General features: G+C 66.8%; 16 protein-coding genes. 9 read left to right on the top strand and 7 right to left on the bottom strand.

Going from position 1 to position 14,219, the window contains the following annotated elements:
- Positions 1 to 27: 27 nt before the first annotated feature.
- The gene (locus ACE3T2_RS01530; RefSeq protein WP_374653961.1) at positions 28 to 1,266 is read right to left on the bottom strand and encodes an acetyl-CoA C-acetyltransferase; all 1,239 of its coding nucleotides are present in this window, start codon (positions 1,264 to 1,266) and stop codon (positions 28 to 30) included.
- Between the two features lie 155 nt (positions 1,267 to 1,421).
- Between ACE3T2_RS01530 and ACE3T2_RS01525 the strand changes: the two genes are divergently transcribed.
- On the top strand, positions 1,422 to 2,846 hold the full coding sequence (locus tag ACE3T2_RS01525) for a coniferyl aldehyde dehydrogenase (protein ID WP_374653959.1): 1,425 nt from the start codon (positions 1,422 to 1,424) through the stop codon (positions 2,844 to 2,846).
- A 9-nt stretch (positions 2,847 to 2,855) separates the two neighbouring features.
- On the opposite strand, the gene ACE3T2_RS01520 is transcribed toward ACE3T2_RS01525, so the two are convergent.
- The 3 genes from ACE3T2_RS01520 to ACE3T2_RS01510 are packed head-to-tail and all read right to left on the bottom strand — an operon-like array spanning position 2,856 to position 5,481.
- Positions 2,856 to 4,019 carry a glutathionylspermidine synthase family protein gene (locus ACE3T2_RS01520; protein ID WP_374653957.1) on the bottom strand — a complete coding sequence of 388 codons (1,164 nt, stop codon included), beginning with the start codon at positions 4,017 to 4,019 and terminating at the stop codon, positions 2,856 to 2,858.
- A gap of 31 nt (positions 4,020 to 4,050) precedes the next feature.
- On the bottom strand, positions 4,051 to 4,788 hold the full coding sequence (locus ACE3T2_RS01515) for a PspA/IM30 family protein (RefSeq protein ID WP_374653955.1): 738 nt from the start codon (positions 4,786 to 4,788) through the stop codon (positions 4,051 to 4,053).
- Between the two features lie 21 nt (positions 4,789 to 4,809).
- A complete protein-coding gene (locus ACE3T2_RS01510) occupies positions 4,810 to 5,481 on the bottom strand; it encodes a YjfI family protein (protein ID WP_374653953.1) in 672 nt (223 codons plus the stop codon).
- Between the two features lie 131 nt (positions 5,482 to 5,612).
- Between ACE3T2_RS01510 and ACE3T2_RS01505 the strand changes: the two genes are divergently transcribed.
- The 3 genes from ACE3T2_RS01505 to ACE3T2_RS01495 are packed head-to-tail and all read left to right on the top strand — an operon-like array spanning position 5,613 to position 7,314.
- Positions 5,613 to 6,260 (top strand): DUF2491 family protein, encoded by a 648-nt coding sequence (locus ACE3T2_RS01505; protein WP_374653951.1) that lies wholly within the window; start codon positions 5,613 to 5,615, stop codon positions 6,258 to 6,260.
- 14 nt (positions 6,261 to 6,274) lie between these two features.
- Positions 6,275 to 6,688 carry a DUF350 domain-containing protein gene (locus tag ACE3T2_RS01500; RefSeq protein WP_374653949.1) on the top strand — a complete coding sequence of 138 codons (414 nt, stop codon included), beginning with the start codon at positions 6,275 to 6,277 and terminating at the stop codon, positions 6,686 to 6,688.
- An 8-nt stretch (positions 6,689 to 6,696) separates the two neighbouring features.
- A complete protein-coding gene (locus ACE3T2_RS01495; RefSeq protein ID WP_374653947.1) occupies positions 6,697 to 7,314 on the top strand; it encodes a DUF1190 domain-containing protein in 618 nt (205 codons plus the stop codon).
- 7 nt (positions 7,315 to 7,321) lie between these two features.
- On the opposite strand, the gene ACE3T2_RS01490 is transcribed toward ACE3T2_RS01495, so the two are convergent.
- Both ACE3T2_RS01490 and ACE3T2_RS01485 read right to left on the bottom strand, forming a co-directional pair.
- The gene (locus ACE3T2_RS01490) at positions 7,322 to 7,726 is read right to left on the bottom strand and encodes a hypothetical protein (protein WP_374653945.1); all 405 of its coding nucleotides are present in this window, start codon (positions 7,724 to 7,726) and stop codon (positions 7,322 to 7,324) included.
- A 160-nt stretch (positions 7,727 to 7,886) separates the two neighbouring features.
- Positions 7,887 to 8,210, bottom strand: a complete 324-nt coding sequence (locus tag ACE3T2_RS01485) for a DUF1476 domain-containing protein (protein ID WP_374653943.1) — start codon at positions 8,208 to 8,210, stop codon at positions 7,887 to 7,889.
- 245 nt (positions 8,211 to 8,455) lie between these two features.
- Here ACE3T2_RS01485 and purC point away from each other — a divergent pair, with 245 nt between their 5' ends.
- The 4 genes from purC to ACE3T2_RS01465 are packed head-to-tail and all read left to right on the top strand — an operon-like array spanning position 8,456 to position 10,333.
- Positions 8,456 to 9,214: a phosphoribosylaminoimidazolesuccinocarboxamide synthase gene (gene purC, locus ACE3T2_RS01480; protein WP_374653941.1), complete on the top strand. Its 759-nt coding sequence runs from the start codon at positions 8,456 to 8,458 to the stop codon at positions 9,212 to 9,214.
- Positions 9,214 to 9,456, top strand: a complete 243-nt coding sequence (purS, locus tag ACE3T2_RS01475) for a phosphoribosylformylglycinamidine synthase subunit PurS (RefSeq protein ID WP_374653939.1) — start codon at positions 9,214 to 9,216, stop codon at positions 9,454 to 9,456. Before purC ends, purS begins: the two co-directional genes overlap by 1 nt.
- Positions 9,453 to 9,836 (top strand): hypothetical protein, encoded by a 384-nt coding sequence (locus ACE3T2_RS01470; RefSeq protein WP_374653937.1) that lies wholly within the window; start codon positions 9,453 to 9,455, stop codon positions 9,834 to 9,836. The genes purS and ACE3T2_RS01470 overlap by 4 nt, the downstream gene beginning before the upstream one ends.
- 11 nt (positions 9,837 to 9,847) lie before the next feature.
- Positions 9,848 to 10,333, top strand: a complete 486-nt coding sequence (locus tag ACE3T2_RS01465) for a DUF3291 domain-containing protein (RefSeq protein WP_374653935.1) — start codon at positions 9,848 to 9,850, stop codon at positions 10,331 to 10,333.
- A 94-nt stretch (positions 10,334 to 10,427) separates the two neighbouring features.
- Here ACE3T2_RS01465 and ACE3T2_RS01460 read toward each other — a convergent pair whose 3' ends face one another.
- Entirely contained in the window at positions 10,428 to 12,668 is a 2,241-nt protein-coding gene (locus ACE3T2_RS01460; RefSeq protein WP_374653933.1) for a TonB-dependent receptor, read from the bottom strand.
- Positions 12,669 to 12,837: 169 nt separating this feature from the next.
- Between ACE3T2_RS01460 and ACE3T2_RS01455 the strand changes: the two genes are divergently transcribed.
- On the top strand, positions 12,838 to 14,202 hold the full coding sequence (locus tag ACE3T2_RS01455) for a metallophosphoesterase (RefSeq protein ID WP_374653931.1): 1,365 nt from the start codon (positions 12,838 to 12,840) through the stop codon (positions 14,200 to 14,202).
- Positions 14,203 to 14,219 lie beyond the last annotated feature (17 nt).

Raw genomic sequence — 14,219 nt, 5'->3', positions numbered from 1 at the left:
GCGCGATCAGCGCCCCGCCTCTTCCCATCAGACCCGTTCGATGATGATCGCAGGAGCCATGCCGCCGGCCGCGCACATGGTGACGAGGCCGCGCTTGAGGTCGCGGCGCTCCAGTTCGTCAAGGACGGTGCCGATCAGGATCGAGCCGGTGGCCCCGATCGGGTGGCCGAGCGCCATGGCCCCGCCGTTCACGTTCACCTTGTCGCGGTCGAGGTTCAGGTCGCGGATGAACTTCTCGGCCACCACCGCGAAGGCCTCGTTGATCTCGAAGAGGTCGATGTCGTCGATCGTCAGGCCGGCCTTGGCCAGCACCTTCTGCGCCGCCGGGACCGGAGCGTTGAGCATCAGCGTGGGGCTGTCGCCCATATTGGCCATGGCCACCACCTTGGCCCGCGGCTTCAGGCCGTTCTTGGCGGCGTAGGCCGGCGAGGCCAGCAGGATCGCCGCCGCGCCATCGACCACGCCCGACGAGTTGCCGGCATGGTGGACGTGGCGGATCTTCAGGTCCGGATAGACTTGGCGGATCAGGTCGCCATAGGTCGTGCCCTTGTCGTCGACCGGCACGTTCGCGATCATTTCGAACGAGGCCTTCAGGGCCGACAGCCCCTCCAGCGTTGTCTGCGGGCGCGGGAACTCCTCGCGGTCGAGGGCGAGCGAGCCGTCCTCGCGATAGACCGGCACCAGCGATTTGGCGAAGCGGTCTTCACGGATCGCGACGTCGGCGCGCTGCTGACTGACCAGGGCCAGCTCGTCCAGGGCCTGACGCTCGATGCCTTCCAGGGTGGCGATGGCGTCGGCGCAGACGCCCTGCTGGCTCTGCGGATGGCGCGCGCGCAGGCGCAGGTTGCCGGCGTCCATCATCGGCGGCGTCGAGGGATCGGCGCTGGCGGCGGTGTAGGACATCATCTCGGTCCCGCCCGCAACAACCAGGTCCTCCATGCCCGACATGATCTGCGCGGCGGCCAGGTTCACGGTGGTGATGCCCGAGCCGCAGAAGCGGTCCAGGGTCATGCCGCTGGCCTTGATGTCGTAGCCGGCGTCTAGCGCGGCCATCCGGCCCAGGTCCCCGCCCTGCTTGCCGCGCTGGCTGGAGGTGCCCCAGATGATGTCGTCAACTTCGGCGGTGTTCAGATTGTTGCGCTCAGCGATGGCCTTCAGGACCGTGGCGGCCAGATGCTGCGGGTGGAAGTCGGCCAGGGCGCCCTTGCCGACCTTTCCGATCCCTCGCGGGGTGCGCGCGGCGTCGATAATAAGGGCTTCGGGCATGGTCGTTCCTTCCTGGTGGGCCCGGCTTGGCCGGTTGTTCGAGGTAAGAAAACCCCACCCGCCGCCGCGTCAGTCCAGAGGCATTTGCACGCGGACTTCCATTCCCTAACGTCATTATCCGAACATCCGCCGGATCGGGATCGGGAGGGAATGCCATGGACGCCGCCGCGATGAACGCCTTGCTGGCCAGGCAGAAGGCGGCCCATCTGAGGGACGGAGAGCCGAGCGCCCGGATGCGGACAAGCCGGATCGACCGGGCCATCGCCCTGCTGATCGACAACCGCCGCGCCATCGAGGACGCGATCAACGAGGACTTCGGCTCGCGCTCGCGCGAGGCGACCGCCTTCACCGACATCGCCGCCTCCGTCGGCCCGCTGAAACACGCCAAGGAGAACCTGGCCAAGTGGATGCGCCCGGAAAGGCGCAAGCCGACCCCGGCCATCCTCGGCCTGTTCGGCGCCAAGGCCGAGGTCCGCTTTCAACCCAAGGGCGTGGTCGGGATCATCAGCCCCTGGAACTTCCCAGTGAACCTGACCTTCGCCCCGCTCGCCGGTGTACTGGCGGCCGGCAACAGGGCCATCATTAAGCCGTCCGAGTTCACGCCCGCGACGTCCGACCTGATGGCGCGGATGTTCGCAGGAGCGTTCTCGGACGAGGAGATCGCCGTCGTGACGGGGGGGTCAGAGGTCGGCCAGGCGTTCTCCTCCCTCGCCTTCGACCACCTGATCTTCACCGGAGCGACCTCAATCGCCCGGCATGTCATGCGCGCAGCCGCCGAGAACCTGGTGCCGCTGACGCTTGAGCTGGGCGGCAAGAGCCCGGTGATCCTCGGCAGGGGCGCCGACATCGGCGTCGCCTCGGCGCGGATCATGAACGGCAAGACCCTGAACGCCGGCCAGATCTGCCTGGCGCCCGACTATGTGCTGACGCCGAAGGACCAGCTCGAGCCCTTTATCGCCGGCGCCCAGGCCTCGGTCGCCAAGATGTTCCCGACCCTGAAGGACAACCCCGACTACACCGCCATCGTCGCCCAGCGGCACTACGACCGGATCAAGGGCTATGTCGACGAGGCCCGCGCCAAGGGCGCGCGCGTGATCGAGCTTAAGCCCGAGGGCGAAGACCTGTCACAGCAGGAGCATCGCAAGATCGCCCCGACCCTGATCATCGACCCCAGCGACGATCTTAAGGTCATGCAGGAGGAGATCTTCGGTCCGGTGCTGCCGGTGAAGACCTACAGCGGCATCGACGAGGCCATCGCCTATGTGAACAAGGGCGATCGTCCCCTTGGGCTCTACTATTTCGGCGCCGACGAAGCCGAGCGCGAGAAGGTGCTCAGCCACACCACCTCGGGCGGGGTTACGGTCAACGACGTGGTCTTCCACGTGGCGCAGGAGAACCTGCCGTTCGGCGGCGTCGGGCCGTCCGGCATGGGCAGCTATCACGGCGTCGACGGCTTCCGCGAATTCAGCCACAAAAAGGCGATCTACAGCCAGATCAAGGCCGACAAGCCGCTGCAGCAGATGCGCCCGCCCTTCGGCCCGGCGATCCGCAAGTACCTCGACGGACAGTTGCGGCGGTAGGCGCGGCCCTCAGCCCAGGATCACGTGCGGCACGAAGCGCGAGCGGTCGCGGGTGATGCGCCCGCGGTCCTCGCGCACGCCCATGCCGGCCGGCTCGTCACCGATCATCCAGGCGCCGACTACGGGATAGTTGGCGCCGAACCGCGGCGGCGGCGACAGCGCCTGACGGACCCAGCCTTCGGCCCCATAACCCTGGTCGAGCACCCGCCCGCGCCGGCCGTTGTCATAGAGTTCGACATTGGCGCCCTCGCGCGAGAACAGCGGCTTACGCACATAGCTGCGCCCCAGACCCGCGGCCTTGGGATCGTCGTCGAAATAGGCTTCCAGCAGGTTGGGATGGCCGGCGTGCCGTTCCCACAACAGGGGCAGCAGCCCCTTGTTCGATAGCACCGCCTTCCAGGCCGGCTCGATGAACCGCGCCTTCGAGCCGGCGATCTCGCCGGCATAGTCGTCGCGGAAAATCTCCTCCCAGGGATAGAGCTTGAAGATCGCCCCGATCAGATAGTCCTCGGCGTCGACGAACCGGCCGTCGGCGTCCAGGCCGATGTCCTTCACGGCGACGAACTTGGGCTCCAAGCCCGCCTGAGCAGCCACGTCCTCGAGAAAGCGCACGGTCTGGCGGTCCTCGGCGTGATCGGCGTCGCTGGCGAAATGCACGAAGCCGCCGGCCGGGAATATCCCACGAAAGCGCGCGACCAGCTTTTCGTAGAGGCTGTTGAACTGGTCGGTGTCGGCGGCGAAGGTTCCGTCGGCGATCCGGTCCTCCAGCCACAGCCACTGGAACACCGCCGCCTCATAGATGCTGGTCGGCGTGTCGGCGTTGTACTCGTAGAGCTTGGGGGGAGCGGCACCGTCATAGCCGAAATCGAACCGGCCATAGAGAGAGGGCTCCTTCGCCGTCCACGAGGCGGCGACGAGATCGCGCGCCCCTTCCGGAATGGCGAGCCGCGCCATCAGCGCCTCGCTGCCGGCGACCTCGCCCACCAAGGCCAGGCACATCTGGTGCAGCTCCTGAGCGGCGGCCTCGATATGGTCCTCGACCTGGGCGAGCGTGAAGGCGTAGCAGGCGCGCTCGTCCCAATATCGCGCGCCGTCGGCATGGTGCCAGGTGAACCCCACCGCCTCGGCCTTGGCCAGCCAGTCGCGGCGCGGTTTCAGGAGGATGCGACGCATGTCGTGATCCTTGCAGGGGCTAGCGGCAAGGTCAGTCCTTGGCCTTGTCCTCGATCGCCAGACGCGGCGCCTCGATCTGAGGCATCGGCGTTCCCTGCAGTCGCGCCAGCACATCGTCGGCGCCCGCATGGCCGGGCAGGATGCCGGCGGCCTGCAGCTTGGCGTCGAGGTCCGCGCCGGTGCGGCGATCCTCCAGCTCGGCGTGCACGCGGAACTGCTCCTCGCGCACGGCCTGGCGCTCCTTGATGCGCTTCAGGCTGTCGGCGGCCGAGCCCAGGGTCGTGCCGGTGCTGCCTGCGCGCGAGACGACCGCGGCCTGGGCGCGCTGAACGCTTTCGTTGACCTTCACGACCTCGATCTCGCGGCGCAGAGCCTCGATCTTACCGTCGGTCTGGGTGATGACTTGGCGCAGCCGGTCCTCGGCGGCGCGCAGTTCGACCGTCTGATCGGCCTTCTGGGTGGCGTCGCGCTCCAGGTCGGCGATCCGCTGGGCGACCTCGCGGGCGAGGGCCTCGTCACCCTTGGCGAGCGCAGCGCGGGCCGAGGCCTCGTACTTGCGCGCCTGCTCGGCGAACTGCTTGGCCTCGTTTTCCAGCATACGACGGCGGGCGACCAGGGCGGCCATCTCGTCGCGCGCCTTGCCCTGGGCGGCGTCGGCGTCGCGGATTTCCTGGTCCAGAATCCGCAGGGCGTTGGCGTCCACGATCCCCTGCGCGCCCTCATGGGCAGCGCCGCGGAAGAGCGCCGAAAGCTTGTTCCAGATCGACATGTGTTTTCTCCTTCGGCGGTCTTAGGCGGCCGCGCCGCCGAGGTTCTCGAACGACTCACGCAGGTCGCCGGCCGCGTCGATGGCGTTGCTGGCCAGCATGCGCAGCTCGATCAGCACGGTCTGCAGCGAGGTCTTCGACGAGATTTCGCCGAACAGCTCGTAATAGTCGCGGCCGTCCACGGTGCTGATGCCGAAGTTCGACAGCGGCACGATTTTCTGGGCCTTCAGCAGGAAAACATTGAACCGCTCGGCGTCCTTCTGTTCGTCCACCGGCCACAGGATCACCGACACCACCATCTGCAGCGGGCCGATGCTGAGATAGACAGGCAGATCTCCGTACTCGTGCATGGTCACCAGCAGGACCGGCTCAGAGCCCTCAACGACCTGCGCCGTCAGTTCGCCCTCCCGGACCAGCGCGCTGGTCGCCAGCGCGTCACGGACGCTGTGTACGGTCCAGGCCGTATCGATGATCGGATCCATGTGTCTCACGCCCTTCGGGTCGCTGGGTTTGGTTTGCAGCGCAGGCCCGCGCGTCGATTCGATGACGATCGCCTGCACCGCAGCCTGGATGTCGGCCTTACAGGCGGCGGGCGCCCAGACCTCGATCTTCACGAACCCCGCCGCCCGGCGCGCATCCCGCCAGGCGCGCGTGCGCTCGGCGGCTTGCTCGGACCTTGGAGAACGCTCGGCCATGCATACATGTACGCATACCATGAACGCTTGACAAGATGTCGCAGAGGTTCATTCTTGGGCCTTGGGCGCGGCGACAGACCGATTTAACGCCGCCGGATTTCGCCCCCGCTGCGCAGGAAGCCGCACATCCTATGTTCCGTAAGCTTTTCGGCCGCGATCACGGCAAGACTGAGCCCGACACGCTGCCGGTGGTCCGCAATGTCACCATCGGCCGAACAGTGGTGCTCGATCCCCTCGCCTGGCGCAGGTTCGGCGGAGCGACGCGCTTCGTACTCGACCGCGACACCCTGGAGATCACCGCCCAGGGCCTGATCGCCCTGGACGACGGCGCCTTCGTCCATCGCTTCTACACCGACGACCATGTGATGCTGCAGGCGGTGTCGGACGACCGCGAAGGCCAGGCGGCCAACGACTTCACGCTCTTTATTCCCTGGCGCAGCGCCTATCCGGCCAACTCCGCCGACCAGCGCGTCTGGAACGACCGCATCCGCGCGCCCCGATTCACCGACGAAGGTCTGGCCGAGTACGCCCGCTTCTGGTTCGACGACGAAAGCGCGCGCCAGGAGCCGGTGGCGTTCTGGGAGAGCGTCCACGACAGCCGCGAGGCGGACGCCCCGCCCTACGCACGCATCTATCAGAGCTGCATGTTGTTCGCACGCGAGTTGCCGGACGAGGGCCGTGAACTGCTGCTGGCCATCACGGTCGAGCCGCAGAAGGGCGACCTGACCCACGACATCATGATCGGCCTGCCGCTGACGGTGGGCGAGTTCAAAGCCTGAAGGGGCCAAGCACCATGTTCGACCTCAGCGGTTTCCAGACGGGCGCCCTGGCCTTCCTGCTGGCCTTCGTGGTGGCCGGGCTATTCACCCTGGCCTTCAAGGTCATCTACCAGGCCGTCACCCCCTATCGGGAGCGCGACCTGATCCGACAGGGCAACACGGCCGCCGCCATCGCCCTGGTCGGCGCCCTGATCGGCTACGTCCTGCCGCTCGCCTCGGCGCTCAGCCATACGGTGACGCTGGCGGAGTTCGTCGCTTGGGCGCTGCTGGCCGGCGTCATCCAGATCATTGCCTTCACCCTGGTGCGCGTGATCGCCCTGCCCGACGTCAAGGCGCGCATCGAGAACGGCGAGGTCGCGGTCGGCGTCTACTTGGCCGGCGTCTCCGTCGCGGTCGGCGTGCTGAACGCCGCCTGCATGACCCCTTGAGGCCCGGCATGACCCAGACGACAAAGCGCAAGCGTTCGTCCTCGCTGACCCTGACCACCATGGTGGCCGCGGGCGCCGGCCTGACCGTCGCGGCCTGCGATTCCTCGAATCCCGCGCAGTGGAACGAGGTGCAGCCGCGCAGCGAACAGGTCGAGGCGTTCCAGTACGCGACCCTGCAGGCCTGCAAGGACGCCAACGACATTCCGGATTCGGCCTGCGACACCGCCTACGCCGCCGCCCAGAATGACGATGCGGCCAACAGCCCGCGCTACAGCCAGCAGGCCACCTGCGAAGAGGTCTACGGCCAGGGCAATTGTGTGCCGCGCAGCGCCCAGGGCGGCGGCAGCTTCTGGGGGCCGCTGCTGGCCGGTTTCGTGGTGGGGCGCATGCTCGACGGCGGCGGCTACTATCGCGGCACAGGCCTTTACCGCCAGGACGAACGCTACGGCGGCGGCTACACCACCGGCTGGGGCGGCGCGATGGGTCGCGACTACGTCACCGGCCGCACCACCCTGTCGCGCAGCAGCTTCGATCCGCCCGACGCGTACGCCCCGCCCAAGGCCCAGACCCGCACCTCGGTCGTCTCCCGCGGCGGCTTCGGCGGCGGACGGGGTTTCGGCGGGTGATCTCGCGCTACTGACCGAGGCGCTTCAACCAAGCGGCGGCCGTGGTCGGTCCGGCCGCATAGGTGTCGGTGTGCTCAGCGATGTACTTGCGCAGCTCGATCCCGACCATCGGCCCAGTCGCCATGCCCATCTTCTTGGCCGCGGCGTCGAGGGCCGCATCCTGTTCGCGCGTCGCTGCCGGCGATATCCAGACAAAGTCCCAGCTGGCCCCGTCCTGGTGGACATAGAGCTGGCCAGCGGCCATCCCCGCGGCCTGGGCTATACGATCCTGGCCTTCCAGCCACTTCAGAAGCGCGACCTGCTGGCCGGGTGCGGCGCGATAAATGCTGACGACTTGAGTGGGGGCTTCCTGGGCGAATGCGGCTCCGGCCACGCCCATCACGCCCAACGCTGCGAGAACGATCATACGCATGACACTTCTCCCATCCTTGTCCGCCTGGATGGCGGAAAGCGGGAGCATGCGCTCGACGGGGCAAATTAAAAACTATTACAAAACAGCTGCTTGTCAGCCACGCGGCCATAAAAAAACGCCACCCCGAAGGGCGGCGCTCTTTGCCGTCCGACCGAGGCGCCTATTCGCCCGATCGGAGCTGTTCGCGGGCCTGGGCCAGCAATTCGTCCATCTTCATGCGGACCTCGCCTTCGCTGACAGCGACGCCCGAGCCCTTCAGGTCCTCGAACACCTTGCGCAGCACGTCCTCGTCGCCCGGCAGCTCGAAGTCGGACTTCACCACCGCCTTGGCGTATTCGGCGACGCTGTCGGCGCCCAGGCCCATCAGGCCGGCGGCCCACTCGCCCAGCAGGCGGTTGCGACGAGCGCCAGCCTTGAATTCCAGCTCCTGGTCGAGCTCGAACTTCTTTTCAAAGCCACGCTCGCGATCGTCGAAGGTCGTCATGTGTTCCCCGGATAGGCGGTCGGTCGGCGTTGCATATCCTCTGATCCCGTCCCCCGCAACGTAAACGCACGAGGATGCGATGCGGCTCTTGCGCCGTTTGCGCCACAGCGCCCCTTCGGCTATTTTCCGCGCGCCTCATACGAGTGAGAGGGCCTTAAAGCTGGAGCCGCGCGCGTCGGGATCGAATCGCGCGCGTTTTTCGTTTTCCGGTAGCGGCCGAGCCCTCGCTCTGGGAGAAGGCGCATATGACCACCCGCCGCAAGAAGATCTACGAAGGCAAGGCCAAGATTCTCTATGAGGGCCCCGAGCCGGGAACTCTCATCCAATACTTCAAGGACGACGCCACCGCCTTCAATGCGCAAAAGAAGGCGATCCTCGAAGGCAAGGGCGTCATCAACAACCGCATCAGCGAGTACGTGATGACCAAGCTGAACTCCATCGGGGTTCAGAACCACCTCATCCGCCGCCTGAACCTGCGCGAGCAGTTGATCCGTGAAGTCGAGATCATTCCGCTCGAAGTCGTCTGCCGGAACGTCGCCGCCGGCAGCCTGTCGCAGCGCTTCGGCCTGCCCGAGGGCCAGGCCCTCCCGCGCTCGATCATCGAGTTCTATCTGAAGGACGACAAGCTGAACGACCCGATGGTCGCCGAGGAGCACATCACCGCCTTCAACTGGGCCTCGACCCAGGAGATCGACGACATGATGGCCCTCACCCTGCGGGTGAACGACTTCCTGACCGGCCTCTTCGCCGGGGTCGGCATCACCCTGGTCGACTTCAAGGTCGAATTTGGCCGTGTCTACGAAAACGACTTCGCCCGTGTGATCCTCGCCGACGAGATCAGCCCCGATTCCTGCCGCCTCTGGGATAGCCAGACGAACGAGAAGCTGGACAAGGACCGCTTCCGTCGCGACATGGGCGATGTGATCGAGGGCTACACCGAAGTCGCTCGTCGTCTCGGCATCATGAAAGAGATGCCTACCGTCATCCAAGGAGGCCTGCACTAGTGCGCGCGAAAGTTCATGTGTTCCTGAAGCCCGGCGTACTGGACGTTCAGGGCAAGGCGGTCGAGAACGCCCTGCACGGTCTGGGCTGGCCGCAGGTGGACGGCGTGCGCGTCGGCAAGACCATCGAGTTCGACCTGAAGGACGCGACCGACAAGGCCGCCGCCGAGGCCCAGGTCAAGGACATGTGCGAGAAGCTGCTCGCCAACACCGTGATCGAGAGCTACCGGGTCGAGGTGGCGTGAGGGCGGTCTTCGCCCTCTCCCTTCTCCTGCCCCTGACCGTGGCGGCCTGCGCGCCGAAGGCCGAGACGGCGGCCCCACCACGCCTGGTACTCGACTGCTCGCTCTCGTACGAGGCGTTGTCGGCCAAGGTGCTGACCTATCCTGGCCTGGTTCCTGCGCCCGAGCAGCGCGGCGAGCCCTATCGCTTTTACAACGTGACCGGCGGACGCGTGGCATTCGTGCTGACGGAGCCAGGCGCGCCCGGTCATCCGGCGATCTTCAAGCAGGAAGCCGCACAGGAAAATGGCCGCAAGGTCATGAAAAACACCGGCTGCGCCTATGGCGACAAGGCTGGATTCGCCAAGGTCATGACCTATCTGGAAAGCTTGAGCGCACGCTGAGGGCATTGCGGATGAGCGGCTACCACCTCGCCCAGATCAACGTCGGCAAGCTGAAGGCGCCGATCGACGCGCCGGAGACGGCCGACTTCAAGAACAATCTCGACCGCGTCAACACCCTGGCCGAGGCCTCGCCCGGCTTCGTCTGGCGGCTCACCGGCGAGGGCAACGACGCCACCGACCTTGTCGCGTTCGACGACCCGCTGATCATCACCAACATGTCGGTCTGGGAAAGCCCGGCCGCGCTGGGCGCCTTCGTCTACCGCTCGGGCCACGTGGAGATCATGCGGCGGCGGGCCGAATGGTTCGAACCGATGGACGTCTTCATGGCCCTCTGGTGGGTTCCCGCCGGCCACGAGCCGACGGTGGCCGAGGCGGTCGGGCGGTTGGCCCTGCTGCGCCGGAAGGGGCCCGGCCCCCAGGCCTTCACCTTCCGAGAGCTCTATCCCGCGCCTGACGCCCAAGCTGCGCCGCCTCCGGTGCTCGACAGGTGCGCCTGACCCCCGGCCTACATAAAACCTGTCCCCGGTCGCGGGTCGCGCGCCGGGGACTGGATCGGCCGGGCCTTGCGGCCCGGCCTTGGCCGTCAAGATCCTAGAAGCGCTTCGTGAGCTGGATCCCGAAGGTCCGCGGCTCGTTGACGAAGGCCGTCAGGTTGTTGAAGTCGATGGCGCCGATGACGTTCTCCTCGTCGGTGATGTTGCGGACATAGACCGCAGCCTCGAGGCCCAGTTCCGGCGCGCGCCAGCCGGCGCGGGCGCCGCCTTCGAACGAGGTGTCCTGCATGAACTCGACCGACTCATAGAGGAACAGGTTGAAGTTCTTCTGCAGCACCCAGTCGGTGGAGGCGAACAGTTCGGCGCCGTTGGCCAGGGTGTGCTCCCAGCTCAGCGTGATGTTGGCGGTGTATTCCGGCGCCTGCGGGAACGGGTTGCCGTCGATGTTCGCCCGCCGGGTCGTCCCGATGTTCACGATCGGGTCGGTGACGGTGCAGCCCGCGCCGCAGAAGGCGACCAGCAGGTCCTTGTCCTTAATCTCGGTGTGGTTCCAGGCGAAGCCGCCAGCCAGGTTGAAGCCGGCGCCCAGATAGACGTCGCCGTCGAGTTCCAGGCCGTAGCCCTCGCCCTTGTCGGCGTTGATCAGCTGGTTGAAGTTGCCCTCGCCGCCGATCGCCGTGAACTGCGGGTCGGTGACCTCGTAGTAATAGGCGGTCGCGTTCAGGCGCGCTCGGCCTTCCCAGAGGCGGGCCTTGAAGCCGGCTTCATAGGACATGACCGTTTCCGAGTTGGCCGTGGTCACGACGTTCGAGGTGGCGATCCGCCCTTGGATCGACGGACCGCGATAGCCCTTGGCCACGCGGGCGAACAGGTTCCAGTCGCTGTTCAGCTCGTAGAGGGCGCTGACATCCCAGCTCACCTGCTCGTCGCCGACGTTCTTGGTGACGTCCAGTGGGGCGCCCAGCACGCGGCGGCCGCGGAAATCCCGGGCGTCGTCGGTATAGCGCAGGCCGGCCGTCAGCTTCAGGGCGTCGGTCACCTGGTAGTTGCCCTGGCCGAACACCGACCAGGAGTCCGACTCCTGCACGATGTCGGTGACGATGGTGGGCTGCAAACCGCCGACGCCGTTGAACGTCGCCGAGATCAAGTTGAAACGCTCGTCCCAGTAGAAGGCGCCGACCTGCCAGCCGAAGCGGCCGTCGCCATTGGAGGCCAGGCGCAACTCGTAGGTGTCCTGGCGCAGGTCGCTGTCCAGCGTACCGGTCTCGGAGTTGAACGGCGTCTTGTAGGACGCGCCGGCCGGGGCCGACGCCACACCGCCGTCGATATCGCCGTCGCCCGCCGAGGCGCCCCAGTAGCGACCGACCACGCCGGTCAGGGTCGCCGGACCGAAGTCGTAGGCCACCTGCAACGAGCCCGAACGGGTCTTCTGCTTCTGGAAGTTGTTGCGGCCGCCGTCGTAATAGACGCGTTCACGGTCGAAATTGCCATTCAGCTCGTTGGAGCCCTTGGTCAGCACATTGGCGCGGTTCATCGTGCCGGTGCCGTTGTAGTCGCGGGCCTGCAGGGTCAACAGGGCCGAGAGGCGGTCCGTGGGCTGCCATGCGACGTGGACGCGTCCCGCCTTGTCGTCGAAGTTGCCCAGGTCCTTGCCGTTTCGGTCGACGAACGGCGCGTCGTACATGTTGTCGACCCAGTCGTCCCGATGGTTCCACAGACCGGCGACGCGCACCTGCAGAGTGTCGCTCAGCGGGATGGTCACGCCGGTCTCGGCGCGCACCGCGCCCAGGTTGCCGACTGCGAGCGAGCCGAAGCCGCCGAACTCATTGCCCGGCTTGACACTGTCGATCTTGATCACGCCAGCGGGGGTGTTGCGACCGAACAGGGTGCCTTGCGGCCCACGCAGCACTTCCACCTGCTGGACGTCGAACAGCGGGAAGCCCTTCAGGAAGACGTTCTCGAGCACCACATCGTCGAGCACGATCGAGACCGGCTGCGAGGCGTTGAAGTCGAAGTCCACATTGCCGAGGCCGCGGATATAGAAGCGTGGCGCATAACGGCCGTTGGAGCTCTCGACCTGGAGGCTCGGCACGCGGGCGGTCATCGACAGGATGTCGGCGCCGCCGGCAGCCACCTCAGCCATTGTCTCCTGGTTCACCGCGCTGACCGCGAACGGAACGTCACGGATGTTCTCGCTGCGGCGCTGGGCGGTGACCACCACGTCTTCGACCGTAAAGGCCGCGTCGGAGGCGTCAGCGGTCTGCGACAGCGCGGGCGTGGAAACGAGAAGAGCCAGGCCGCTGACCGTGCAGGCCAGCGCGCCGAAACGACGAGACATTCAGTTTATCCCCGAGGACCAAATAACGGCGCCGCCGTACGTTGCAGCGCACAATGACGCCAATACAAAACAACGTTCAGCTTGTGAATTTTTCCCAACGTGACCCCAATCACGCATTGCAGCATCAGGAGGACGTTGCCCGGCTGTCGAAATGATGAAATCAGGCGCTGTGCCCTATCCTCCCGATCTTCCCGACCGGCGCAGACTCCTCCGCGGAGCGGCCGCGACCGCCGCTGCTCCCCTGCTGACCGCCCTGTCCTCGCCGATCGTCGGGCGGGTGCTCGCCATGTCCGACCTGCATTCGGCGTACGAGCGCACCGGCCAGCTGCTCGCGGCGCTGGAAGCGGAGGTCGCGAGCGCGCCCATCCCGCACGTGATCGCCATCGACGGCGACATCTTCGAGCACGGCAACGTGGCGGCTACCCGCTCGGGCGGAGCGATCGACTGGGCTTTCCTGGGCGAGGCCGCAAAGATCGCGCCGACTGTGGTCAACCTCGGCAACCACGACAACGACATCACCCCGGACCTCGCCGACGTTGTCGCCCGCCTGCGGGGTCTGGGCGTCACCGTCGTCAGCAACATCGTCGACGCCCGCACGGGCGCACCGTTCGCGGCCCCGTCGGCGGTCGTGAAGTTCGGGGCCCGCGCCCTGAAAGTGGTGGGCGTGGCGACCAACTCGCTCAACACCTATCCGGCCGCCAGCCGGCCCAGACTGAACATCCCGGTTCCCGGCGAGTGGGCGCGCACGCATCTGGCCAATGAGCTGGCGGGTGCGGACCTCGCCATGGTCATGAGCCATGCCGGCGTGACCGCCGACCGCGAGATCCTGCCCCTGCTTCCGCGCGGCGTGCCGATGGTCGGGGGCCACAACCACCTGCTCTTCCAGCACCAGCAGGGCGGCAATCTCTATGTGCACACCGGCTCGTGGAGCAACGCCTTCACAGTCGTGACCCTCTATGCAGACGGCTCGGCCCGGGCCGCCTCCAAGCCCGTCGCGCTGAACGGCGCGCCCTCTCCCCGCATCGCGGACCTGATCGCCAACGTGCTCGCGCAGTCGGTGAAGGACGAGGAAAAAGCGCTCCTCGGCGTCTCGCCCAGCGCCCTGTCGCTCGGCGACACCGGCCGCGCGGTGGCCGCCGCCATGGCGAAGGCGGCCGACGCCGACGCCGGCTTCATCGGCCACACCACGCTTGGGACCGGCCTGCCCGCGGGGCCGGTCTCGCGCTACGCCTTCGACGCCATCGTGCGCTTCGAGGGCAAGCTGATGGTCGCCGAAACCTCGCGCGAACGCCTCGCCGGGTTCCTCAAACGCGCGAACCAGGATCGGCCCACCCCCTTCGACCAGCGCAACGGCGACTTCCTCTATGCCAAGACCGTTCGGCTCCACGGACCGGGGCCCGTGCGCATCGTCACGACCGACTGGTGCGCCGCCAACCAGAAGGAATATTTCGGCGTCTCCGACCTGGCGTTCGCCGAGTTTCCGGAGCTGCGGCTCAAGCCCACCGCCGCCAAGGCGCTGCTGGCCAAGGCCTAGAGGGCGCAATCGCCCCT

Origin of the sequence: Phenylobacterium sp., assembly GCF_041919955.1 — a bacterium.
Lineage (GTDB): Bacteria > Pseudomonadota > Alphaproteobacteria > Caulobacterales > Caulobacteraceae > Phenylobacterium.
The sequence above is the reverse complement of the archived record's forward strand: the minus strand, read 5'-3'. Positions and strand labels throughout refer to the sequence as shown.

Excerpts from the sequence above, each read along its gene's own strand:
- ACE3T2_RS01530 (WP_374653961.1), bottom strand. The coding sequence starts at position 1,266 with ATGCCCGAAGCCCTTATTATCGACGCCGCGCGCACCCCGCGAGGGATC.
- ACE3T2_RS01525 (WP_374653959.1), top strand. The coding sequence starts at position 1,422 with ATGGACGCCGCCGCGATGAACGCCTTGCTGGCCAGGCAGAAGGCGGCC.
- ACE3T2_RS01520 (WP_374653957.1), bottom strand. The coding sequence starts at position 4,019 with ATGCGTCGCATCCTCCTGAAACCGCGCCGCGACTGGCTGGCCAAGGCC.
- ACE3T2_RS01515 (WP_374653955.1), bottom strand. The coding sequence starts at position 4,788 with ATGTCGATCTGGAACAAGCTTTCGGCGCTCTTCCGCGGCGCTGCCCAT.
- ACE3T2_RS01510 (WP_374653953.1), bottom strand. The coding sequence starts at position 5,481 with ATGGCCGAGCGTTCTCCAAGGTCCGAGCAAGCCGCCGAGCGCACGCGC.
- ACE3T2_RS01505 (WP_374653951.1), top strand. The coding sequence starts at position 5,613 with ATGTTCCGTAAGCTTTTCGGCCGCGATCACGGCAAGACTGAGCCCGAC.
- ACE3T2_RS01500 (WP_374653949.1), top strand. The coding sequence starts at position 6,275 with ATGTTCGACCTCAGCGGTTTCCAGACGGGCGCCCTGGCCTTCCTGCTG.
- ACE3T2_RS01495 (WP_374653947.1), top strand. The coding sequence starts at position 6,697 with ATGACCCAGACGACAAAGCGCAAGCGTTCGTCCTCGCTGACCCTGACC.
- ACE3T2_RS01490 (WP_374653945.1), bottom strand. The coding sequence starts at position 7,726 with ATGCGTATGATCGTTCTCGCAGCGTTGGGCGTGATGGGCGTGGCCGGA.
- ACE3T2_RS01485 (WP_374653943.1), bottom strand. The coding sequence starts at position 8,210 with ATGACGACCTTCGACGATCGCGAGCGTGGCTTTGAAAAGAAGTTCGAG.
- purC (WP_374653941.1), top strand. The coding sequence starts at position 8,456 with ATGACCACCCGCCGCAAGAAGATCTACGAAGGCAAGGCCAAGATTCTC.
- ACE3T2_RS01465 (WP_374653935.1), top strand. The coding sequence starts at position 9,848 with ATGAGCGGCTACCACCTCGCCCAGATCAACGTCGGCAAGCTGAAGGCG.
- ACE3T2_RS01460 (WP_374653933.1), bottom strand. The coding sequence starts at position 12,668 with ATGTCTCGTCGTTTCGGCGCGCTGGCCTGCACGGTCAGCGGCCTGGCT.